Genomic DNA, 21656 nt, shown 5'->3' on the forward strand with positions numbered 1-21656 from the left:
TACTATTGCCGAAATCCCCACTTCTTGTTACGATTGGCTAATTAAATATGCAGAACAGAAAAGCGAAAATAAGAAGTTTAAAATTGCAATCGATTTAATCTTCAAATAATTGAAGAAGGCCTCTTAAAAGTGCTTAAAAGCCTTGTAATCGCATTCTAAATAGCAATTATAGGATTTTTTTTTTGAAATTGCCTTAAGTGATCTATAAGTGATTTTAGAAGACAATGATTTCAAACGATTAGACAGGGTAAAGAGGTAATGTTAAAAATGTTTGACTATAGTTTATCCCTAAGGAGCAATACCGTTACTTTGCTGGTTAAATTAAATCGATCAATTTTAAATATAAATAAGTGAAGTCTTAAAAAAGTCGTGCATAAACAATAACTAATGTAGTCTGTTTAAACTAATAAAAGTTAAAGCACAACAATATGAAATACCTGAGGATTATACTTTATTGTTTTCTGATTTCCACTATACTGTGTCTATTTGGGGTATTCGTTTTACAAAAAACGAAGGTAATCGGTGCAGCTGATTCTGATTTTATTAACTTGCCTTATGGTATTGCAGTCGGTATTAATATCTGCCTTGCTATTAGCACTTTGCCAGTATTATTTAACCTTAATAATGCTATGAGATCCTGCCCACTAAGGAGTACCTCAAGCTTTTTTCTACTACCAACTATATTAATATTACTCTCACTACTGTTGATGTGGGACGAGCCATGGCCAGGAGTACTCTTTGCTCTTCCTTATTTATTGGTATTGATAATTTTCTTTATACGCTTTAGACGCGAACAGCATTAAAAGCAATATAATGATTAGGAATTATTTTGATTTTGATTAAATATGTTATGAATAAACAACTTTCTTTTTAGGTTTACGATGTAGATCCCAATGTCAAGTTACCAAATGATAATTGTTGTATATGACAGCACCAAAGTTTCCCCTTTCAACTGCACCTATTGCTATCCGATCCGCATACTTTATCTGTCCGTTCTTGTAAAGATGTTCTAAAATCTCGATCAGTTTACTTTCATCAAAGTACGCATCTGCGGAAATCTTCTGTAGCAACAGCTCCAGCAGTTGGCCTGCCATCTCGTAATTGTTGGTGCGAATTTTTGTCTCAACGATTTTTAAAAGTCGATAGGTATTTACATCTGCCTTCTCAAGCGAAATTGTCCTATTGAACAGGTCAAAGTCCGCTATTGTTAAATTTGCTAATAGTTTTGCAAAGTATACCATTTCAAATGCTTTTTCTTTGAGATGTCTATCATCCGAGACTTCCGCAATAGAGAGTATTTTTCCCCAGACATCTCTGATTTTTTCGTCCTTATCTAGAACATCCTCGATCTTCATCCTATCTATTAAAAATTCTAACTTCTGGATATCGGCTGATTTTATAATTGTGTTTAACAATGAGTCAGATTTTTCCAAATCAATCGCAAATGCAACCCAGATGTGTTCGACAACCTACGGACAATTGTAGCGTTCTCTATTTTTTCACCAATTTGCGCGTGATATGTGTGTAGAATAAATTATAGAGATTTGTATACAGCTGACCTGATAAAATCCAAATAGCTAATTTGAGGTACTTTAAAGTCTAAAGACCAATAAACTCTACGCTACCCGACTTTTCGGTGAGCCTTTGAGTGAATACATTTTTTTACCTTTTCATCCCAAAAAGGTTCGCCACCCTTGACTTTTACCTCTCTGATTGAGCAGGCTGCCATCGCATCATAAATATGTCCGCGACAAGAATTCATGATATCATTTACAAGATCACTATTGATCCAATCAAAAGATTCGTTATACCTAGCTTCCATAACAACCAGTGACTGGATTGCATTTTTGATTTGGCCATCGGCTTTTGTAACCTCATGCCGCACGCCCTCATAGATAAAAAACTTTGGTGGATGATCCGGAATAATTGCCATCACCTCTATGGAAACGGGCATTCTGAGCAGCTCTGTAGGGCATGGCTTATCCAGCCGCCAAGGGCTCTGCGGTTTTTCGGTTACCGAAACCGCTGTTAGCACCGATCTTTGAGGCCAGTATTTTGTGGCCGGCAGATATCGGTGTATAGCCTGTTAGCCTACTTTCAGGCAACACGGTCAATCAGACGGATGCTATTATGAAAATATATTTTGCTTTCATTTATCTATTTCATCGGCTTTATATGCCTGAAAAGTTAAAAGTTATTATTCCATACACCGATAAAAACAAGAATAGCAAATAAATATATCTCGTGAAAGAGATATATTATTTGTTGGTTTTATCATATATAGGACCAGCAAGAATTAAGTTTTTTAAAGCTTTTCCTAAATGGTATGGCCTGAATTAATTAGGGCTTCATTTTTTAATTAACTGGATGTACTTAGCATCACACTCTCCAATTTGCACATAATAATTCATAGAATTACCTGCATTTTGGATTGTAATTTGATTTTTTTGTAATAGGCCTTGAACTTCTGTTGGTAGAGTTATATCTGGATCAATTGGCTCACCTTCATCATTTAATGCGCCTTCGTTCTCACTCCACTCAATGTTTGTAAGTGTGAGATAGTAGCCGTCTTTAGCCTCGTTAAGCTCTATTTTAGCCTTATCTGTTAAGGTTCTTGTATTAGTAGTCAATTTGTAAACTAGTTGGTCTCTCTTGTAAAAAAGCACTAAGCTTATTTCACACGACGAATCGTCTTTTTGAATCACATACTTCCCTTCAATCGGAAATATGTTTTTCTTTATGGATGACGTTGTTTTAACTAAAGTATCAGTTTTTGCTAGTTTAGGCTTAGCATTAACTATCATGTCACTTTTCTTCCTGTCTGCAAGGTGTACTTTTTTCTCTTCATTGCAAGAGATAAGAATCAAAAAGCAAAAAAGAACCGGTGTTATTTTCATATGTCTAGGAAATTTAGGGTGTAAGGGTTTTGCGCTTACTGGGAGATTGAGGGGGCATAGTGAACCAGTTCCACGATAATTTTTAAATAATTTAGTTTTCCATTCTTCAAGTTACCATCTTAATGAACACGATAAATAAAAATAGTGTTCTAACTGTCACAGTCGTTCTAAATCAATGAGAGAGCAATTAACATTCCAAAAATGGTTTGCGAAAATTATTGTGGTTAGCTCAGTTAGGATGCCGCGAAGAAAAAAGATATAAGTATTAAGATTGGGTTAATTGTTTTTTTAGCGATTATGATTTAATATTTTGCCAGCCCCTGGCTAGAAAAAAACTGAAAAGGCGTGGTCTGATTGAAATGAAAGAAAGGTTTTCATATACCTATTTGAAGGCTGAAACTTGCCCACTGTTCAATTTTCCGCTCAATTTTTTTCAAAATCTGGCTTGCATATAAATAGATGCATTTCATCCGTTCTGTATTTCTCAATTTCAATGATGTATTTTTTTTTATCGGTGATTATATTATGTGGAGTCTGTCCAAAATCTATTTTCATTTTACTAACTAATTGCACTATTCTATCGTTTATTTTCCAGGTATAATGGTGGGTCTGAAAAAAGGAAAACTTTTTTTGTTTCTATTTCAGGGTTTCTAAATTCAACTGTAAGCTTTGCGAATTTTAGAAAAGGGCTGTAGAAATAACTTTCACTAACTCTCTGAAAGGTAATCATTATCTGGTTCCACTACCCTCAACACGACTTAAAGTAATCATTTAGTGACATTTACGTATTCCCTATAAGAGTAAAAAATCTTATTTTAGCACTAATCAACCTTTACTTTATGAAAAAGACCTATAATTGTGCCATTGTGGACGATGATTGGTCAGCTATACGTCTGCTCACCGATCACATTGGGGAATTCCCGAACCTAAACGTCACCAAAACATTTACAAAGCCTATCGAGGCACTCGCTGAACTCAGCATCGATCAAAATATTGACCTTATCTTTCTTGATATCGATATGCCGGGCCTCTCGGGTATACAGGTGGCCGAAAATCTTCGCGATATCTCCCCCAATATTATCTTCACTACCGCACACGACAGATACGCGCTTCAGGCATTTGATGTGAGGGCAAAAGACTTTCTGCTTAAACCAATAGAGCTTGAAACTTTTACAAAAGTAGTCAACAGGGTACTTAAAGAATGCTTTGTAAAAAAGCTGAGCAGATTCAGTTATGATGACCTTGCCTTTTTTCGTCCGGGAAGACGGGGAGTTGTCGACAGGATAGACTTATCGGCCATCACCCATTTCAAGGGCGCAGGAAACTATGTGGATATATTCACCAAAGATGAGCGTTTCACCATATACATGACCATACAGGAGATTTCAGATATCCTCACCGCGGATGATAAATTTTTCAGGGTCCATAAATCCTACCTGATAAACGGCTCCTACGTAACGCGTATAGTAGGGAACATCGTTTATCTGGGAAAGCACCCCATACCGATGACCAGTCCTTATAAGGCCAGGTTCTGCGACTTCGTCGGTGAGAAGATATGGGTGTCAAAGCGGGTTTGATCTTTTATTCGAAGGTAGCTTGCCATCTTGCACAGCGCCCGTCCCAACGGTAATAATGGTCAGACTCGTTTCTGTAGGATCAGTACTGGTTCCCTTTTTTTCTTCTCCGGAGCGGAAAACAAACACCGTTCTCTTGCTCAGTTTAGTGTGGCTATAATGTTTCATAAAAGAAACTTAGCCCTATAAAAAACCAAATTCGAACTTATTACGCAAGGCTTATGTCGACTTACGCAAAACCGATACTTAACTTAAAAAATAAACTAGGCAATTGGCTATTTCACCTTGGGGCATGGTGTGCTTACATGCTATACGAGTCTTTTTCCGTAGCCCTGGCGACGGGCACTTTCAGCAAACTCAGCTTTTACCTTCTACATTACGCCGTCAATATCCTGCTGTTCTATTTCCACGCTTTCGTAGTTCTTCCTGTTGCCGCATCAGCTAGAAGAAATATCATATGGAAGCTAACACTACTGACGATATTTGAAATAGCCCTTTTTCTTGCCTTTAAGTTTGGAACAGACCACTTTATAGCGCTGTTATATCCTCAGATGAGCAGAAATCAAATTATCCTGGATCAAAAATTCATTGCCGGGGGCATCTGGCGCAGCGTATATTTTATCCTCCTGGCATCAGGTTATTATTACCTGCGGTATTACATCAAGGAACGCGACAACATTGAACTTTTGAAAAAAAGGGCCTATGAGGAAGCATTAAAGGCTAAGGAAAGCCTTATTGAGCTCAACAATGCAAGAAATGCCTTTCTCAGGGCGCAGATCAATCCCCATTTCCTGTTCAATACACTAAACTTTATTTACAGCAGCATTCACAAAACAAACCCGTCTGCAGCAAAGACACTATCATTACTCGCAAAAATCATGCGATATGCCCTGGAGAGTGGTAACGGCCCCGGGCTAACCGTTCTGGAAGATGAACTCGGACCTGCTAAACTGCTGCTGGACCTGTGGAAAATCAGACAGGAAGATGAAAATACAGAAATTATACTTGACATCGATGATGAATCCAAAAGAGCGAAATTTGTTCCCCTGGTGATACTCACGCTCCTGGAAAACATGTTAAAACATGGAAACCTCAGCGATGCTCAACATCCCGGAATGCTGAAAATCAGGGTCAAGGCTTCTCAGATAATGGTGATGAGCAAAAACCTCATCAATACCGGGCTGAACGATTCAGGATACCACACTGGTCTACAAAACGTAAGGCAGCGGCTTTTTCTTACCTATGGCAAAGAAGCTGTCATGAGGCAATATGTAAAGGAGAATTATTTTATCGTTCAGATCACTTCGCCACTAAGATAAAACTAGAAGCGAGGCGCAGCGCAACAAAAAAGCCGCCGAAAAAATCTGGCGGCCAATTTCCCAAAACAGTAGTAACGAATTATTTATCGCTATTTTTTTTCTCCGTAACCTCAGCTCTGATTTCCTGAGCCAAAACTTTGAGGTCCTGCATTGCCTTGCGAACACGGGTTCCCGCAGCTGAATTACCGCCATCATAGAATTTTGTTACGTCTGCCTCTACCGAAGAGATTACTTCCTGTACTTTTTTGAATTTATCCATAATTTATTACTTATTTGGCTCGCGGGCCATATTAAAGTTGTTTCACGCTTACCATAAGCGCAGGTCAAAAATAATAATTTTTGCAGAAAGCAAGACTTTTACAAACAACATTTGCTTATTTCAAATTTTACCTAAATTGCTTACTATTATCAAATTCGTCCAGGAGCGTTTTCGAATCAAAAGAGTGCAGAGTGACCAGGGCCAAGCAGGAAGTAGAATATTTTTCAATCCGGTAATAGGCCTTACCTAATGCATCGAGAATACAATCCGAATGTACATCTATTCAAAAACGCCCCTCTACATAAACCAAAGACCAATGGCTAGAATAATTACAGGAACGCATTACGGAGCCTTAGTTAAGGGCGTCAAAATTTCGGATAAGAGTTGGATTAAAAACTTTTTTGGATTTTTGATAAAACCAAGCTTTAATGCCGGATCTTGATATTTTGTTGCTATCAGTTTTTTTTGTACATCTTTTCATTAGCCTGCTCTGCAGACAATTCTTTATCCCAGACAACCTTAGATTTATAACTGCTCTCCAAGGTCATGATATAATCTACCATCGGGGGAAGCCCCACAGAGCTGCGACGGGCTTCAAGACCACTAGCATCTTCCACAGGCCAGATGTTAACTATGCTGCCAATCCTAAAAGTCTGTGTGCCATATAGCTGCTTTTTTCCGCTACGAAGCTGTATACGGTCCTGCAAAGTTGCCAAATCACTTTTCGCTACATTTCCAAGTTGAGCCTGTTCGACCAGCAAGGGCAGGTATTTTCGCATGAATGCGGTATCAGCATGATCAATCACTAGAAACAAGGTATGGTTTTCCATACTGTTCAGATTATTGGGCCACCCGCACCTGTCGAGTAAAGATGCTACAAAAAGTTGATTCTGCTTATCTGACAATTGCATTTCAAGTGCCATTTCCTTTAACTTTGCCGCATTCTGAGAGGGCATCTCCTGACGGATCTTTGCCCTTATCTGCTGATCGTTATCCATGATACTTTTTAGCTGGGCCTTTAAAGCTACGCTGTCTGTACAAGGTATTTCCTGTGCATAGATGGCATGTAGTCCTATGATCACAAAACATAGGCAAATGGAAAATGTTTTTCTCATGGTAAAGTTTAAGTTCTGTATTTTAAATTGAGTGCTGATATATTGTCGTGAAATTAAAGTAGGTGAGTTAGTTAAATTTAAGTCCGGCTACTGAGCGCTGCGAGCTTTCTTGCCAAGTTACCTGAGAGCCACTGCTGCGATCTCTGCGGTAACATAGCATAGGATTACATATCCCGAATTGTTATATTCAAACTTTTCCCCTGGAGCAAAATCTACCGGCTCTTCTTTGAAAAAATCTACCATCATTTTAGGTGTCATTTCCTTCTGGGCAATCTCTGATAGGGTTTTAATTTTGGTGAAATCCTTTATTCCTGAGGTATGGGTAAGCAGGTGGTGTATGGTGATTGCCTTCCCTGCGGGATGATCTGCAATATATTTGGAAAGCTGGTGGTGACCAGTAATTTCCCCTGCTGCTCGAGCATGATAATCGCCACCGCAGTAAACTGCTTAGTCATCGAACCCAGCTCGAAGACGTTTTCAGCCTTGAGACCATTACCTACCTCCAGGTTTGCTTTACCAAAAGTTTTCTCATAGATTGTTTTCCCGCCATGGGCAACCATAAAAACTGTACCCGGACCATTCTGGTTAGAGAATTCTTTTAAGATGAGGCTGTCAATGCCGTGCTTAAGGTTTTGTGCCTTAAGCATCCCAAAGGAGAATAAAACAATAAACAACCCGCATAGCAAGCTTCGGTGGTATTTAAACATTATCATGTGATTTTTATATATCTCTTGGACGCAACTTTAAAAAGAATGGCTACAGCTAAAATGCTCTTCCGGAACACCACAATAACATTTATATTTAAAAACCAATAGTTTATTTTTTCAGCCCTGATTATTTATTAGCTTGTTTTTCAAATACTTTCCGCCACATTATCTGCCATATCTGTTGCAGCGGCCATTTTTAATGCAGCTTTACCTTTAATATTTCTCCATTCTCCTTTATCTCTACAAACTCCTCGATCCGGTCCTGGATATTTTTGCTATACTCTTTTTTCTGGTAATAATCAGTCTGCCCACCATAGTTGTTGTATCCGGTACCTGTATAGGCATTATATGAACCCTTCAGGGTATAATCAAGCATTCCCTGCAAAAAGTACCTTCCAGGCTTCATGTCGGGAAAGGTAAATTCACCATCGCTATTGGTAATCGCCTCGAGCCTGTAGCGGTATGCATCTTTGGAGAGATACACAAAGCGTCGTTTTCTGGTACTCTCCTTTTCCTTACGAAGCCTGTACCAGTCTTCAAAATAAGACGTTACCGGTAAAAGTACTACCGTCATGTTGTTGGCGAGTATTCTGGGCGAAAGCGGAACGCTATATCCAAGCGGGTGTTTCTGCCTGGTAAAGGCTACGCCTTTGATGACGGCGGTGCCTTTTGCGAGCATTTTTTTTGCCTGTAGAGAATCAAAAGCCACTTGTGGATATATCGCTTGGATCTTATCTTTTTTCTCTGGTTCTTTATACTGCGCTGCAGCATGAAGGCCAGCGTAGATGGTAAAAAGGAATGCAATAAAATATTTTGTAGTTTTCATCTTATCATTTTTAAGGATTGACAATTGTTTCATAAGGAAGGTTGAACGACCCCTCGCTCACTGTTACCGGCTCTCCCGCCATATTTCTTAAGGTTCCTGCAAAAGTACCTTTCATTCCCGTTTTACTGATTGATTCTATTTTCAGCGTAAAGAGATCGTTAGCAAAGGAAGTATTGTAGAGCAGCGTTCCATCAGATTTTTGCACAGCATACCGCGCAATCATTTTTGGTTCGGCAGGGGTAGCGTAGCTGCCTGTTGTAATATTGCCGCCAAGCCTCCAGATTTCAAAGTCCAGCGACGGTGGTACCGGTCCACCGGAGGTTGGAAAAGATGTTTCATAACCGCCGACAACGATATGTTCGAAGCGTCCGTCGGCACCGCTGCCTTGAAAATTCACTGTGTGGAAAACGACTTTGCGTCCATCGAGTTTGGCACTGAAATAATAATCTCCACCAGCCTGGCTACCATTTTTATCCTTTTTGCAGGCAGATAAGCTTAGGGTGATCATAAATAGACAAAGTAACTTGCTGAAAAGGGACGGCCGGTCCCGGGGAAAAGCATCTTTAAAACTTGTTTTTCTCATCGCGTATGTTGTTTTAAGGTATGGAGGCAAAAATATTGCAAGTGCCAGCCAAAAGAAATACCACTTTTTGCCGTTTTTTTTCTACTGGTTTTTAGGTATTTTCTGCTATCGGAAGAAAAACGCCTGAGGGTTGCAGATTATATTTTGATATTTACAGAGAAATCCTGGGAGATACCGTTTTACGGCCCCCGAGGTGATAGCTGATCAGGCATGAAAAAAAAAATTCTTTTACTATTGATATTCCAGCTTTTCTGGTACGGCGTATTCAGCCAGCAACAGGTTCCACTTGATGAAAAGCATCACTTAGACAGCCTCCAACAGGTGTTAATACAAAAAAGCCCAGACAGTGCAAAGGCCAGCGCCAATTTCGAACTGGTGGAGTATTGGAAATTTAAGGATACCGTCAAAAGCGAGTCTTACTTGCACGCGGCCAGGAAGCTGGCAGGCAAAGACCCTTACCTCAACGCGCTTTCAGATTTCTACCTGGGACAGTATTATTTTGCATGGAACAAGAAAAAAGCGTCGGCGGCCTTCAAACAGGCAACCCAGACACTTTCGGCCTTTCATACGTCAAAGGCATACGCCAAGCTGGCCGCAGCCTGGTATAACTATGGCCTGATGAACGTAGATCAGATGGGCTATGGTTTTTTAACAGGCATTACTCTGGAAAAAGCCATACCTATCGCCAAGAAAGCCGGAAAACCCGCGCTTGTGGCCTATTTTTATAACCAGTTATCCACCATTCTGATGAACAACTATCAGTTCGCCAAAGCCGCTGCCTACAATCAACAGGCAATCGGGATACTTGAAAGCAGTCCGCAGCACCCGACCGATCTGCTCTTCGCGTATCTTTCCGGGGTAAGCATTTATTGTTACGACAAACAGCCGCCAAAAGCATGGAAACTGCTCCAGCAGGCCCAAAAACTGCTTGAACCGCACCCCGAATCACTAAACTACACCCTTTATTATTACAATGAAGCACTTTACTACACGACTATTGAAAACTATGATCAAGCATTGATCAGTGTAGATAAAGGAATACGTTCAGCCAAAAAATTTAACCAGGGGCAGCTTTACAGCCAGTTCTTCTTCCGCAGATATGATATCTACAGCCAGCAAAAAAAATACAGCAGGGCGAGGCAGGTTCTTTTGGGTATCGTAAACGAAGGAACTTTAATGGCCAAAATCAACGACAGGGCAGAAATTTATTCAGAACTGGCAAAAGTAAGCGAGAAGCTGGGGGATTACAAAGGAGCACTGCAGTGGTTGAGCAAGGCCAGGGATGCCAGCGACAGCATCAATGCCAATCAGACCAAAGTTAAGATCAATGAGCTCGAAACCAGATACCGCAGCGCAGAGAACCGGCAGAAAATCACAGCCCTTCAGTCGCAGAATGAAGCGGCACTACTCGCCTCCCGCAATGACAGGCTGTACAAACTATTGCTTGGAACGGGGTGCTTTTTTCTTTTGATGCTCCTGATTGGAGTTTTGTTTAGCTCCCGAACCAGGCGCAAGCTCGCCGCAGAGCGGGAGATTAATTATTGCCGTCAGATGAGCGAGCTGGAACAAAAGCAGCAGCTAAAGGTGACAAAAGCGATGCTGGATGGTGAAGAACTGGAGCGTGAGCGGGTTGCAAGAGACCTTCATGATGGCCTCGGTGGCATGCTGGCAGGGGTAAAAATAGGGCTATCCGGCTGGAGCGATACCAGGGTTGGGCTCTCAGAAGACCGCGACCTGAACCGGATTATCGGCCAGCTTGACAGTTCAGTGAGCGAACTGCGCCGCATTGCCCGCAATATGGTTCCTGATACGCTGCTCAAGTTCGGGCTGGAGGTGGCCATTAAGGATCTATGCGAATTTTACATGCGAGACGGCCTTAAGATCACCGCTGAAACCTTTGGCCTCGGCGGGGATATTGCAATGAATATACAGCTGAATATCTATCGGATACTCCAGGAACTACTCTCAAATGCCCTTAAGCATTCAGGGGCAAGTAACATTCTTTTGCAGTGCAGTCAAAATGAAGACACCGTTTTTATTACCTTTGAGGACAACGGAGTAGGTTTCGATACTGCATCTCTGAAGGGCAAAAAAGGGATGGGCCTTGAAAACCTGAAAAACCGGGTAGCATTTCTGAAGGGAAAATTTGAACTGCACTCCGCTTTAGGCGAAGGAACAGAAATTGATATAGAACTAAAAACCAGAGCCGATGGATAGACTGCTTACTTTAATAGTAGATGATCACCCGATCGTTGTTGAAGGGCTCAAAACGCTGCTGAAAAACGAGCAAAACCTAAAAATCGTGGCCAGCTTCCATAACGGGACGGATCTGCTCGCGTATATTGAGACCAACCGGGTCGACCTGGTGCTACTGGATGTAACCCTGCCTGATATCAACGGTATGGATCTCTGCCAGATAATCAAGAAAACATCGCTGAGTACCATCATTCTCATCCTCAGCAACCACACAGAAAGGAGCATCATTATGCAGACCATCCAGAACGGAGCAAGCGGATACCTGTTAAAAAACAGCTCACTGGATGAGCTCCGGAAATGTATTTCCGAATCGGTACAGGGAAATATCTGCTACAGCCGTGAAGTGATGGAGATCATCAGCCGTCCAGGCCGAAACGAACTTCGGAGTACACCACAGCTCACCCGGAGGGAAAAGCAAATCCTGAGCCTCCTCGCACAGGGTAAAACAAGCCAGGTGATCGCAGATGAACTCTTCCTCAGCCCGTTGACCGTTGATACCCACCGCCGGAACCTGCTACAAAAGTTCGAAGTTAAAAATGTTGCTGAACTCATTACCACCGCCCATCAGCAGAAAATTCTATAAGCTCACTCTTCACATCCTTATTAGAGCCATAATGCGATTATACATCCGGGTAGTTTTTTAGAGGCTACAATCAAAAAAGTTGGCAAAGTTGCCAATAGGTAGGTATGAATGCAGCGCAGGGATTGTTCTTAGTTATACAATATGCTGACTTGAGCATACAACTAAAATTCTTACCTATTATACAGGATGTTGAGAAAGATGGTGAGGTCTTATCCAGTAACCTTGCTATTTTGGAAGACCGAATTAATATGCGACAGGGGAAAATACAATTTTATGGTAGTCAGTTATTTATCAATAGACTATCTGGAAAGCCATATCCATACCCTATAGCTAACGTAGATAATCTAGATACACGCCGCAAATCTAAGGGGATGCCTCCAATGCAAACTTATCTTAATAATTGGAATACGGAGAATTATGAAAAGGATCTCCCTATGATTGAACAATTAGTCACAGCGCAGGTATAGCTTTGGGGTGAAAGCTGCATCCCCTTAAAAACAATACTTGACCCCAAAAAAGGGATGTGTACCAGCAGGGCATTCGGCAAGCTTACAGGCGATTATCATGAACTAAAGGAAGCCACATCCAATTATGCTGCAAGGCTCGCCGGCAAGCTTCGCAGGGAAAAATTATGCACCACCGTTTTATCGGTTAAACTGTTAACCAATAAGTTTATTGACCAGGAATTGCAGGCTTACCCTTCGATCACCATCCCCCTTGAACACCCGGTAAATAACACCCCCGACCTGATCAACACAGCACACTGGGGGCTGAATAAAATTTACCTCATGGGTTACCAGTATCAAAAGGTCGAAGTAAACGCTACTGGGCTGATACCGGAATCAGAAGTCCAGCTCAACATCTTTAGTGAATTCAAGGGCAAAAAGTATGATCAGGTTTCCAGGGTGCTGGATCAACTCAACTCACATTACGGGGCAGGACACTGCGAATGGCCGGCGAGGGCAAAAACCAAAAATGGACGATGAAGCGAGAGTTCCTGCGTCCGCACTACACCACAAACTGGAAAGACATCATTAAAGTAAAATGAAAGAACTACTGGCACTTATTAAAAGATATTTACTTAAGGAAGCTTCTGCTTTAAATCAAATTAACGATCAGCCAAAACCCAAGCGGAGGAAGAAGTAAAACCAACTGGCATCCAGGCATGTTATAGCTTTTAAAAGCCCAATATACGTGCGCCAGATATACCTTAACTGCCGAAGAAAAAGAAATACTTAAAACCCATCCACACCAGATCCAGGGAGAGTGTGCGCCTAATTATAACCTTGCCATCACACAAAAGGGATTAGTCATCACTGCAGATGAACCAGACATCATTCAGCAAATGTTGTTTGGGATCGTACCCTACTTTGCCGAAGGTTTAAAACTCACAGGTGATACCTGGAACATTAAAAGCGAAACGGCAATGGAAAGCAAATTGTGGCGTCCACTGCTTATCCATCATAAAACGTGTTTAGTGATGGCCGACGGGTTTTATGAATGGAAAAAAGATTCCAAAAGCGAACAACAACCCTACCGCTTCACTGTTAAAGACAGGAAGCTGTTTTGCTTTGCAGGCTTATGGTCCCAATGGGTTGATCCCGAACAAGAAGAAAAGTTCCGTACTTATGGCATATTGACAACCGAGGCAAATCCATTGGTGGCAGAAATACACGATAAAAAGCGTATGCCAGTGATCCTGACTAAAGCTGAAGAAGAGATCTGGTTGAGCAAAACGCTACCGCTTGACACCAAAATGACGGTGCTAAATACCTTTCTCCAGGAGCTGATGAACCGCGTTAAAGTGGGCAAACGTGTAAATACTGTTTCAACTCTGAAAAAAGCCGAACAACGATCAGATTTATTGCTTCCATTAAACACTGATGACGATGTCTGATCCTGTTTCATCACCCTATTAAATCATTAAGTATGCTTTTTAAAGGTGTCATAAGTATTAGTGATAATGGCATTAAACCTTCTTTTACTCATGCAATCGCCAATTGACATAAAGGAGCCTGGTCAGGTCCGCTCCTTCTAGGCAAACAAAACTCATCTCCCTTTTTAAACCCGTGAAACATTGTCTGACTGACTTGGAATGTCTGCCCAGTACTATCTGACTGTTTCGTTGACAGATAGTAAAAAGGCCTGGCCCGAACGATATGATACTGTATCAATTATTAAATGATATGTTACGGCATCCGGAGCAAGCCAGATCTCAAGAAAAATGGATAAACCAGCCACCACCACTGGATATGAACTTTGAACTGTTAAGTATAAAAACAACTAACATGCACAGCAAATAGCCATTAGCTCAAAATGACCGAACTGTAATAACGAATGCCATTCCACTATTAAATACTTCCGAATACGATAAGTGTATGCAGAATAAAACCTTTAGTGCTAAGAGTTGTTGTTAACAAGTCAATCATTTTCCCAAATCTATATATGCCTTACAAATTAATTTTATACCGAAAAATCGGCGCCTGGGTATTTCAGCACGAAACTGAACTGTGCTGGACGGTAATTGTGCTTGCATTGGTCGGAACTTACTTTGCCACAGATATTTTCGACCAGCTGTTTTTTATTTGAGGATACTCCCAAACCCCTAGCCTTATGCATTGATACTATTTCTGCGCAAAGATACAGTCCAATTCCAAAGCCTGATACCGTAGGATGATGTGCGGATCTATAGAATTTATCAAATACCCACTGAAGATCGCCTTCAGGTATGCCAGGCCCTTCGTCATAGACCTCCGTTATAATTTGGCCATCTTCCTTTCTGCATCCTATGGAAACCGTGGTATCAAAAGGTGAATATTTGCTGGCGTTATTGAGCAGGTTTGAAAACACACTGTATAGCTTCTCCCTGTCCGCATGGATCGTATTGGAGCCGTCGGTATTCCGCAAGAAGGCATCATTGGCAAATTGGATGGCATAGTCATGCCCGACATGAACAGCAATTGGAAGGCTACTGTTGTTATAAGCTGCCATAAACTGTTTAACGCTAAAAAAATTATTGTTTTTTTCCATTCGCACTATGTATTGAGGAATTGGTAACTGTTTTATCAAGATAGGGGATACTGCACCTTTTCAATGTAATATAAATTCCAGAATTTGAGAGTTGGGTGAATAAATTACTTCATCAGTCCGTGGAGAACCTGTTTTATCAAAACCAGCAGGTAAAAAACAAAAGCCGGTTAACCATCTATACACTAGCTATTTTCTTTAGGGCAGATTGAACAGGTGAATTTTCTTTCACTACTTCCACCTCAATGATCATTACCGCGAAATAGTTTGAATGCCCCGCAACTTCAGTCTATATCATAAAACAGGGCACAGTCAGGCTAAGTTAGTTCATTATGAAATAGCGTAAACAATCCAAGCCAATAATTCCAGTTCATACGAGTCATTTCAGGATAATTTCTAATATTTCAGATATCCATAACTGCTGTTTCCTTATTTTTTGTTTGCCTAACTTTTAAAGTGCTTGACCTCAATCTTTTTTTCCCTAACTTTTAAGGTTATGTTTGGTACCGTTGTGGCAGTTGCCGATTTTACGGTAATCTGCACCGGTTCACCATCAAAGTAAATATGCTCTGGCAGACGCATTACGTCTGGGTAGGCCTGATAAGTGCCTTCTGGGAGATAGACAGAATAATCTCCATCCTCGCCAGTTTTAACTGCTCTGATCATTCCATCTTTACCCTTTATTAAAAGGCTGATCCCTGCCAGCGAAGGGTTGAATTGCAGACTTTTGTTTTCGTTGAAATTGATAATGATTCGGCCTGTTACATTCCCGCTTTTCTGCATTGGAACGTTAATTTTCATGGTCTTCTGGTCGATAATGATATGCGTCGGCATGATCTGATACCCGTTTTGTAGGGGCATATTTAAACTATAATCACCATAAGGTACTTTATTGTATTGGATAGTTCCATTAGCTGGGACAATGAAAATAATTTTGTTGACCAATATGGTACCTGAGTTTGCAGGTTCGTCGCCTGCATCGAAAATACCGTTCAGGTTGTTGTCTTTGTAAATTAAGATGGCAATATTTCCTTTTTTTCCTGAAATGTGCTGCCTGGGATCCGGTAATTTTTGAGTTATACCGGCCTGTACACTTCTGAATGACGAATTCGCAAAGCTAGTTCTATACTGATATACGTAAGAACTAATATAGAAAGTTGCTTTAGGGGTGATTTTATAATCTGCTTTAACGGTATAAGTAGTATTGTTGCCAAACAATGCTTCGCGATAAAAGATTAAACCTGCTTCTGTACGTATTTTTTTGTTCCAGAAATACTGATGAAAAGAAGGACTGATGCTAAATCGGTAGATTCTTTGCTTATTTAGCCCACTGTAATAAGATTCGGCAAGTAAAAAACTTCCTTTTTGCAAATAGGTATTAAGGTTCATCCAGCTGTTAGACCATGTGGCATTTAAGCGGAGCTGAAGTTCGGTTTTTCCATTCATATTCTGTCCAAAACCATTATCCATGGAGAAAAAAATATTCTGTTTAAAATCAGTGCTGTGCCAGTTGATGGATTCATTTAAGCGGTATGCTGTTAACCTTTCGCTTTCTGTCTGCAAAAAGTTGTATTCTGCTTTTTCCTGATCGCGTGAAGCGGTAAGCGTTAAATTTAAATTTATCTTAATTGGAATTGCCCAACCGGCCTCCGTACGCTGTAACGAGTAGTTTCGTTGGAAAAAAAACACATTTTTTTGGTAAGCAGGATCAAAACTGTAGAGGCTCAAACCTAACCAAGTATTGTGTTTTCCAAAATAATGGCTAATCCGCTCATTTAGCTGGAGTACACCCCGGCGTATGCCTGGGTAATAAGCTGTAGAAAAGAAATTGCTGCTGCTAAAGTTTAACTTTTGCCAGTTGCCGCTAAAATTGGTGCCCAATGCCAAAGAGGGTTTGATGTTATCCGGATTCATAAGATCCTGAGAAAAGCCGCCGCCAATGTTAATGCTCATCAAGAGGCTGCGTTTATTGAGCAGGGAAACTGTATTGGCAGATAAAATGCTTCTGCTTTGTTCTAATGGGGCATAGTCAAAAATAAGCGAACTGTTGAGCTCGCGCCCAATGGTATCTTTTAGGTTTGTTTTTACATAAGCAGAATAACCGTAGCTTAAATTATCGCCCAATAGGTTATAAGACTTTTGTACAAAGGCTGCTTCCAGACCATGAAAGTCTTCATCAGCCCTAGTATAAATTTTTGCACCTCTTCCGTTAATAAAACTTTCCAGGTTTTCGGAAATATTGCCTATTTTGATCCCTTTTTTATCTCCTTCGTAATTAATCCAGGTATTGCTGATGAGCGGGCGGTTAGCAAGGCTGTTCCATTGATAGGCATCTACGCTAAAGCCGAGTATTCCGTGCCCCAATTGAGTGGCTCCGGTGCCGTTAAGCTGCCAAGATTGCGAATCGCTGAAGAGGTTTTGGCCACTGAGTGAAATCTGGTTGGTTAAGTTTCTTCTTAGTATATCCTGAGGTATTTCGGCATTTACAAATTGTCTGTTTGCTGACGCATTTTGTACATATGTGATACCATTACCAAAAAGGTCACCATTTTTGTAAATACCTGCAATGTTGATATAAAAATTATTAAGCTGATACAGTTCGCGGTTAATTATCTTTCTGAAACTTATTTGCTGCTCCGTTCCCGGAGACAACCTGATGTCTTTTTGTAACACATTTTTCCCCTGCCCGTTATCTGATGGGAAAGAGGCGATCAGTTTTAGTTCTTCAACCTGATTACCAGAGTTACGGATTAGCAGATTAACAGTTAGCGAATCGCCAATCTGTTTTAAAAGGATGCTGGGCGTAAGCACAGTAAGTTCTGTAGCGCGCAAAGGCAGCATAGAAATACTTGTTTTAAACTGTGTGCGTAAAGTATTGTTTAAATCGTGGAGCTGAAACACCATTAGGCTCGTTTCTGCATCCGCGTTATTGAGTACAATAAATTTAAATGGATAAAAGATATGTGTTTTTTTTAAAACCTTTACTTTAATGGGCTGGTCTGCAACCAAGCCAAAGCCTTTAGGTAAAACCGGTGTAATATGGCCTTCAAAATCCTGGTCGCTGTTGTTATCGATCCTGATGCTTAGGGAAATTAATTTTTCACGGCCGATATTGATTAAGCTATCCGTGCTGATTTTACATTCAGTACTGTTTTGTGCAAATGAGGGCATGCTAGAGCATAACATTAAGATGCTTAACCATAAAAATATCCTTGGATCGAAAGAAGCCATTTGACTATTTTATTGCGGAATAATCTCATATATTAATATGCCGCTATAATTATTGGGTACAGCGTTCATCAGCCTGCTATCGTTGGCTTTGGTAAAATAGCGAAGGTTATATTTATACGCCTGGGCATTAGTGGTGCTGCTTCCGCCACTACCAACGCTCTGACTGGTTTCTGATAAGGCTACAGTAGCTCCGGCAGAGCTACCTGCACTCAACTGTAAATTTACGACTGATACCGGCAGGATATTGTTGCCAGCACTAAAATTTGCGCTGCTGGTTCTCACCAATATAGCATAAGGGGTGGCTGCAGTAACGGTTAGTGCATTTGCATAACTAACCGAAGCACCATTGGTGTAATCGGCCATTGTTTTTAATTCTAATAATCCAGATCTGGCATTGTCCTGAATCTGAATCCCATAGCTTGCCGGTGTAGTGTAATTCCCATCCGGACGGATCTGCATACCATTTACCGCACTAGAGCGGCCAAGCTCTGTCCCGTTTTTATCCAACAGAACAAAAGCCAGATTTATCGAATAAGCCTGCCAGGTTTTTAGCGCATCTAGATAGCCTCCCCCTTCAAGGATTACATCAACAGTGATTACAATGCTTTTATAAAATTCCTCATTGCCATTTGTTAATGGGTAATTAGAAGAACTGATCAGGAATGCTTGCATGCCGGTTGCATTTAATGGAACAGGGGTGGTGCCACTTCCGATCTGCTGGAAGGTTGCTCCGTTAATGGCACTCAGCTTTAATTTAATTTTGTTGTATGGAAGGGTTTTACCCTCGCTATTGGTAATCTGCTGGTTTAAAACTGTAGCAAGGCTCCAGTTTGGATAGCTTTTGTTGTTTCCCTCGAGCGAAAGCTGAACCTGATAAGCGTTGCTAAAAGTTTGTGTCTGCGAAGAAGTTACCTGCATGTAATTTTGGTTACTGGCGCCAATGCGTGGCTGTGCCAGGGCTTGTTGTAAAAGGCCGGCTATCATAAAAATAGTGAAGGTAAGTGAAATATTGATTCTATTCATGTTTAAACTCCAGCTCAGCTAACTTTACGGTGGCATCATCGCCATAATTTAATACTGCAGATGCGATATATTCTCCTTTTTCGAGTGTTTGCGGAAGGGCAAAATAAATATCACGTTTATTACCTGGCAGCGAATAAAAAATTACGTCTTTTAATATCGCCTTTTTTCCTGTTTGTCTATTTAGTAATTCGCAACTCGCTGTTCCATCAGCCCAAACATTGCCGATATTGGCAAATTTTAGCAGCAGTTCTTCTTTAACCTTCGTAAAATTTTGTATATCCAGATTAGCATTTCTACTTATAGGGAGCCTTTGGTATAATTTAATCCCCGTGCGTACAGCTACTTTAATATTGGTGCCTTTCTGGCTCACATCATCAACCGGATTAAGCTGACTTACGTAAAGCATTGCTGTATGTACCACAATACTATCTTTTAAATCTGCTGGTGGTGCAAGTTGAATTTCAATGTCGCGGTGTTCGCCAGCCGCAAGTGAAAAAAAGGAAGAGGGAAGAATAGCCACCCACTTTGCACATGATGCCGGTGTACTGCCTGCATCGTGTATCTGGTTGTTCCCTTTTTCATCATAAGACCAGTCATTTAATGAAATACTTAAATCCAGGGTCGAAGTTTTACTCGCATTACTTACCGTAATCTTCTGACGCAGGGATTCTCCGGGTGCTACCGTGAAGTATACCCTTGGTGGAGTTACCGATAAGCCCGTTTGTGCACGTCCTGCAATAGAAAACATTAACATCAAAAGCGGCATAAAGTAAAATAATTTTCTCATAACAACGGCGGATGGTTTTTAAAAAGGCAAATATACAACAAAGGCAACTTTGAGTATCACTCAAAATTGCCTTTATGTGGATTAATTCATAACTAGTTTGCCTCAATAGTATAGGTTACAGTTGTCGTATAAACTGTTGGATTTTCAGTTTTAAAGTATTTATCTACATATTTCTGAGCACCTGCAGCTTTGTAGGTAATGTTAAAGTTCTTGTTAACACTTCCGGTATTGCTTGAAATGATCGTCTGATCGGTATTGCTTAGGTTGCGGGCAGTATAACTGGCATTAGCCAATTGATTGCTTGTACCCGCTAACGGACTGATACTTACATCACTGGCATCGATGTTAGCTTTTGCGCCTGTTAAGCTAGCGGAAGCTGATTTTACTTTCACGATAAAGGCCCCTGTACTGTAAACTGTTAAGTGATCAGCCTGCGCTAAACTTACTCCGTCTGTATAATCAGCAGTAGTTTTGTAATCGAGGTGTACCGTTTTTTGGGTCGGGTTAACTGTAATAGTCTGGATAGGATAAAGACGGATATTAAGCGTTGCGTTATCAGTTTGTGCAATGGCTACTTTTCCAACTAATGTTAATGCAATTACTGAGATACTTGAAATGAATGATTTCATGATTTTTGTTTAATTATTTTGCTTTTTAAAATTTTATATTATTTTTGTCAATACCAACCAAAAAGATAGACTTACGCTAGTCTGTAAATTTTATGTTACTTTCTTGTTTGAATGGAGTGCAAAGTTATCGCTATTCCGAATTGAGAAAATATGAAAAATAACTAAAATCATATTAAAAAAGAATACACTACTATATTTACATGTTATTTTAGATAAATGACTGATCGACAGACACATATGTAGCTTCTTTTTTATTGACAATTGTCAAGACTTGTTTTTCTATCTAAATAAATCATCTAAAACAATTTTTTTTTTCGATTTTGAGGCGATTGACAATAAAGGCTATCTGGAACCGGTTTATCGGCATTTCGCTTTGCCACCCCAGATTAAATCATTATCCAATGTTGATGCCCTGCTGCCCACCTGTCAGTCCCGGATCAATCGAAATGCTATCCTAGAATCTTATTTCGACATAAAGCACAAAATATTCTGTCTCTTTAGGTCACTAAAGCTTTCCATCTCTGAGCAATCTCATACATACCTCACCGCTCCTGTTTTTAAATTTCGGTGGCCAGTCCAGGATGGGGTGCATAGCGCCCCTTAAAAATAGTCTCAGCACATCGCGTTGTTTTCCTTCACAAACTTTAAAAACCCTTACGCCGTGCCTATTATAAAACATCGCGCCAGGCCAGGACTAAGTGCTATAAGAAAAAGAATAAAAAGCTGGAAAATATTTTTAATGATGAATCAAAGTCACGAATACTTCGTGGCACTAAGGACAGGCTATCCCGAAGAAATGTGCTAATCAAGGAATTCACCCATGTGATAGGCAGCTAGGAG

The 21656-nt window shown here is 40.5% G+C and carries 21 protein-coding genes and 1 pseudogene; 8 read left to right on the forward strand and 14 right to left on the reverse strand.

All coding sequences use genetic code 11. The features are described from left to right. Positions 1 to 896 precede the first annotated feature (896 nt). The 3 genes from U859_RS0104030 to U859_RS0104045 form a co-directional block, all read right to left on the reverse strand. The gene (locus U859_RS0104030) at positions 897 to 1415 is read right to left on the reverse strand and encodes a hypothetical protein (RefSeq protein WP_025142145.1); all 519 of its coding nucleotides are present in this window, start codon (positions 1413 to 1415) and stop codon (positions 897 to 899) included. Between the two features lie 206 nt (positions 1416 to 1621). After that, on the reverse strand, positions 1622 to 1954 hold the full coding sequence (locus tag U859_RS0104035; protein ID WP_029985440.1) for a hypothetical protein: 333 nt from the start codon (positions 1952 to 1954) through the stop codon (positions 1622 to 1624). Positions 1955 to 2348: 394 nt separating this feature from the next. Next, on the reverse strand, positions 2349 to 2897 hold the full coding sequence (locus U859_RS0104045) for a hypothetical protein (RefSeq protein ID WP_025142147.1): 549 nt from the start codon (positions 2895 to 2897) through the stop codon (positions 2349 to 2351). 839 nt (positions 2898 to 3736) lie between these two features. Between U859_RS0104045 and U859_RS0104055 the strand changes: the two genes are divergently transcribed. Together U859_RS0104055 and U859_RS0104065 are read left to right on the forward strand one after the other, a co-directional pair. Beyond that, a complete protein-coding gene (locus U859_RS0104055) occupies positions 3737 to 4474 on the forward strand; it encodes a LytR/AlgR family response regulator transcription factor (protein ID WP_025142148.1) in 738 nt (245 codons plus the stop codon). Positions 4475 to 4776: 302 nt separating this feature from the next. Then, positions 4777 to 5790, forward strand: a complete 1014-nt coding sequence (locus U859_RS0104065; protein ID WP_162799851.1) for a sensor histidine kinase — start codon at positions 4777 to 4779, stop codon at positions 5788 to 5790. A 79-nt stretch (positions 5791 to 5869) separates the two neighbouring features. Here U859_RS0104065 and U859_RS0104070 read toward each other — a convergent pair whose 3' ends face one another. The 6 genes from U859_RS0104070 to U859_RS0104090 all read right to left on the reverse strand — a co-directional run bounded on the left by U859_RS0104070 (position 5870) and on the right by U859_RS0104090 (position 9280). Continuing rightward, positions 5870 to 6049: a histone H1 gene (locus U859_RS0104070; RefSeq protein ID WP_025142151.1), complete on the reverse strand. Its 180-nt coding sequence runs from the start codon at positions 6047 to 6049 to the stop codon at positions 5870 to 5872. Positions 6050 to 6504: 455 nt separating this feature from the next. After that, positions 6505 to 7164: a DUF6624 domain-containing protein gene (locus tag U859_RS0104075; protein WP_025142152.1), complete on the reverse strand. Its 660-nt coding sequence runs from the start codon at positions 7162 to 7164 to the stop codon at positions 6505 to 6507. A gap of 117 nt (positions 7165 to 7281) precedes the next feature. After that, entirely contained in the window at positions 7282 to 7566 is a 285-nt protein-coding gene (locus U859_RS32620; RefSeq protein ID WP_205314367.1) for a serine hydrolase domain-containing protein, read from the reverse strand. Further along, entirely contained in the window at positions 7470 to 7871 is a 402-nt protein-coding gene (locus U859_RS32455) for a serine hydrolase domain-containing protein (RefSeq protein ID WP_205314366.1), read from the reverse strand. Before U859_RS32455 ends, U859_RS32620 begins: the two co-directional genes overlap by 97 nt. Before the next feature lie 196 nt (positions 7872 to 8067). Then, positions 8068 to 8697 carry a carboxypeptidase regulatory-like domain-containing protein gene (locus U859_RS0104085; RefSeq protein WP_025142154.1) on the reverse strand — a complete coding sequence of 210 codons (630 nt, stop codon included), beginning with the start codon at positions 8695 to 8697 and terminating at the stop codon, positions 8068 to 8070. 10 nt (positions 8698 to 8707) lie between these two features. Then, entirely contained in the window at positions 8708 to 9280 is a 573-nt protein-coding gene (locus U859_RS0104090; RefSeq protein WP_162799852.1) for a hypothetical protein, read from the reverse strand. A 210-nt stretch (positions 9281 to 9490) separates the two neighbouring features. On the opposite strand from U859_RS0104090, the gene U859_RS0104095 reads away from it, so the two are divergent. From U859_RS0104095 to U859_RS0104115, 6 genes and pseudogenes are all read left to right on the forward strand, one after another. Then, a complete protein-coding gene (locus U859_RS0104095) occupies positions 9491 to 11497 on the forward strand; it encodes an ATP-binding protein (RefSeq protein ID WP_025142157.1) in 2007 nt (668 codons plus the stop codon). Then, entirely contained in the window at positions 11490 to 12119 is a 630-nt protein-coding gene (locus tag U859_RS0104100) for a response regulator (protein ID WP_025142158.1), read from the forward strand. Before U859_RS0104095 ends, U859_RS0104100 begins: the two co-directional genes overlap by 8 nt. A 104-nt stretch (positions 12120 to 12223) precedes the next feature. Then, positions 12224 to 12586 (forward strand): DUF6624 domain-containing protein, encoded by a 363-nt coding sequence (locus U859_RS0104105; RefSeq protein ID WP_025142159.1) that lies wholly within the window; start codon positions 12224 to 12226, stop codon positions 12584 to 12586. Between the two features lie 54 nt (positions 12587 to 12640). Beyond that, positions 12641 to 13105, forward strand: a complete 465-nt coding sequence (locus U859_RS0104110; RefSeq protein ID WP_025142160.1) for a hypothetical protein — start codon at positions 12641 to 12643, stop codon at positions 13103 to 13105. Then, positions 13102 to 13167 (forward strand): DUF4113 domain-containing protein, encoded by a 66-nt coding sequence (locus U859_RS32625; protein ID WP_410477220.1) that lies wholly within the window; start codon positions 13102 to 13104, stop codon positions 13165 to 13167. Before U859_RS0104110 ends, U859_RS32625 begins: the two co-directional genes overlap by 4 nt. Before the next feature lie 159 nt (positions 13168 to 13326). Further along, positions 13327 to 14016 (forward strand): annotated as a pseudogene (locus U859_RS0104115) (SOS response-associated peptidase); the annotation flags it as partial. Between the two features lie 566 nt (positions 14017 to 14582). Here U859_RS0104115 and U859_RS0104120 read toward each other — a convergent pair. The 5 genes from U859_RS0104120 to U859_RS0104140 all read right to left on the reverse strand — a co-directional run bounded on the left by U859_RS0104120 (position 14583) and on the right by U859_RS0104140 (position 20816). Then, the gene (locus tag U859_RS0104120) at positions 14583 to 15149 is read right to left on the reverse strand and encodes a sensor histidine kinase (RefSeq protein WP_025142162.1); all 567 of its coding nucleotides are present in this window, start codon (positions 15147 to 15149) and stop codon (positions 14583 to 14585) included. 441 nt (positions 15150 to 15590) lie between these two features. Continuing rightward, positions 15591 to 18317: a collagen binding domain-containing protein gene (locus U859_RS0104125; protein WP_025142163.1), complete on the reverse strand. Its 2727-nt coding sequence runs from the start codon at positions 18315 to 18317 to the stop codon at positions 15591 to 15593. A gap of 69 nt (positions 18318 to 18386) precedes the next feature. Beyond that, the gene (locus U859_RS0104130; RefSeq protein WP_025142164.1) at positions 18387 to 19400 is read right to left on the reverse strand and encodes a hypothetical protein; all 1014 of its coding nucleotides are present in this window, start codon (positions 19398 to 19400) and stop codon (positions 18387 to 18389) included. Further along, on the reverse strand, positions 19393 to 20187 hold the full coding sequence (locus tag U859_RS0104135) for a molecular chaperone (protein WP_025142165.1): 795 nt from the start codon (positions 20185 to 20187) through the stop codon (positions 19393 to 19395). The genes U859_RS0104130 and U859_RS0104135 overlap by 8 nt, the downstream gene beginning before the upstream one ends. Before the next feature lie 92 nt (positions 20188 to 20279). Further along, the gene (locus U859_RS0104140; RefSeq protein ID WP_025142166.1) at positions 20280 to 20816 is read right to left on the reverse strand and encodes a hypothetical protein; all 537 of its coding nucleotides are present in this window, start codon (positions 20814 to 20816) and stop codon (positions 20280 to 20282) included. Positions 20817 to 21656: the final 840 nt, after the last annotated feature.

It is taken from the genome of Pedobacter jeongneungensis, from assembly GCF_000633455.1.
Lineage (GTDB): Bacteria > Bacteroidota > Bacteroidia > Sphingobacteriales > Sphingobacteriaceae > Pedobacter > Pedobacter jeongneungensis_A.

Excerpts from the sequence above, each read along its gene's own strand:
- U859_RS0104035 (WP_029985440.1), bottom strand. The coding sequence starts at position 1,954 with ATGCCCGTTTCCATAGAGGTGATGGCAATTATTCCGGATCATCCACCA.
- U859_RS0104045 (WP_025142147.1), bottom strand. The coding sequence starts at position 2,897 with ATGAAAATAACACCGGTTCTTTTTTGCTTTTTGATTCTTATCTCTTGC.
- U859_RS0104090 (WP_162799852.1), bottom strand. The coding sequence starts at position 9,280 with ATGAGAAAAACAAGTTTTAAAGATGCTTTTCCCCGGGACCGGCCGTCC.
- U859_RS0104130 (WP_025142164.1), bottom strand. The coding sequence starts at position 19,400 with ATGAATAGAATCAATATTTCACTTACCTTCACTATTTTTATGATAGCC.
- U859_RS0104055 (WP_025142148.1), top strand. The coding sequence starts at position 3,737 with ATGAAAAAGACCTATAATTGTGCCATTGTGGACGATGATTGGTCAGCT.
- U859_RS0104140 (WP_025142166.1), bottom strand. The coding sequence starts at position 20,816 with ATGAAATCATTCATTTCAAGTATCTCAGTAATTGCATTAACATTAGTT.
- U859_RS0104085 (WP_025142154.1), bottom strand. The coding sequence starts at position 8,697 with ATGAAAACTACAAAATATTTTATTGCATTCCTTTTTACCATCTACGCT.
- U859_RS0104065 (WP_162799851.1), top strand. The coding sequence starts at position 4,777 with ATGCTATACGAGTCTTTTTCCGTAGCCCTGGCGACGGGCACTTTCAGC.
- U859_RS0104110 (WP_025142160.1), top strand. The coding sequence starts at position 12,641 with ATGTGTACCAGCAGGGCATTCGGCAAGCTTACAGGCGATTATCATGAA.
- U859_RS32455 (WP_205314366.1), bottom strand. The coding sequence starts at position 7,871 with ATGTTTAAATACCACCGAAGCTTGCTATGCGGGTTGTTTATTGTTTTA.
- U859_RS0104075 (WP_025142152.1), bottom strand. The coding sequence starts at position 7,164 with ATGAGAAAAACATTTTCCATTTGCCTATGTTTTGTGATCATAGGACTA.
- U859_RS0104125 (WP_025142163.1), bottom strand. The coding sequence starts at position 18,317 with ATGCCCTCATTTGCACAAAACAGTACTGAATGTAAAATCAGCACGGAT.
- U859_RS0104095 (WP_025142157.1), top strand. The coding sequence starts at position 9,491 with ATGAAAAAAAAAATTCTTTTACTATTGATATTCCAGCTTTTCTGGTAC.
- U859_RS0104120 (WP_025142162.1), bottom strand. The coding sequence starts at position 15,149 with ATGGAAAAAAACAATAATTTTTTTAGCGTTAAACAGTTTATGGCAGCT.
- U859_RS0104135 (WP_025142165.1), bottom strand. The coding sequence starts at position 20,187 with ATGAGAAAATTATTTTACTTTATGCCGCTTTTGATGTTAATGTTTTCT.
- U859_RS0104105 (WP_025142159.1), top strand. The coding sequence starts at position 12,224 with ATGAATGCAGCGCAGGGATTGTTCTTAGTTATACAATATGCTGACTTG.
- U859_RS0104100 (WP_025142158.1), top strand. The coding sequence starts at position 11,490 with ATGGATAGACTGCTTACTTTAATAGTAGATGATCACCCGATCGTTGTT.
- U859_RS0104070 (WP_025142151.1), bottom strand. The coding sequence starts at position 6,049 with ATGGATAAATTCAAAAAAGTACAGGAAGTAATCTCTTCGGTAGAGGCA.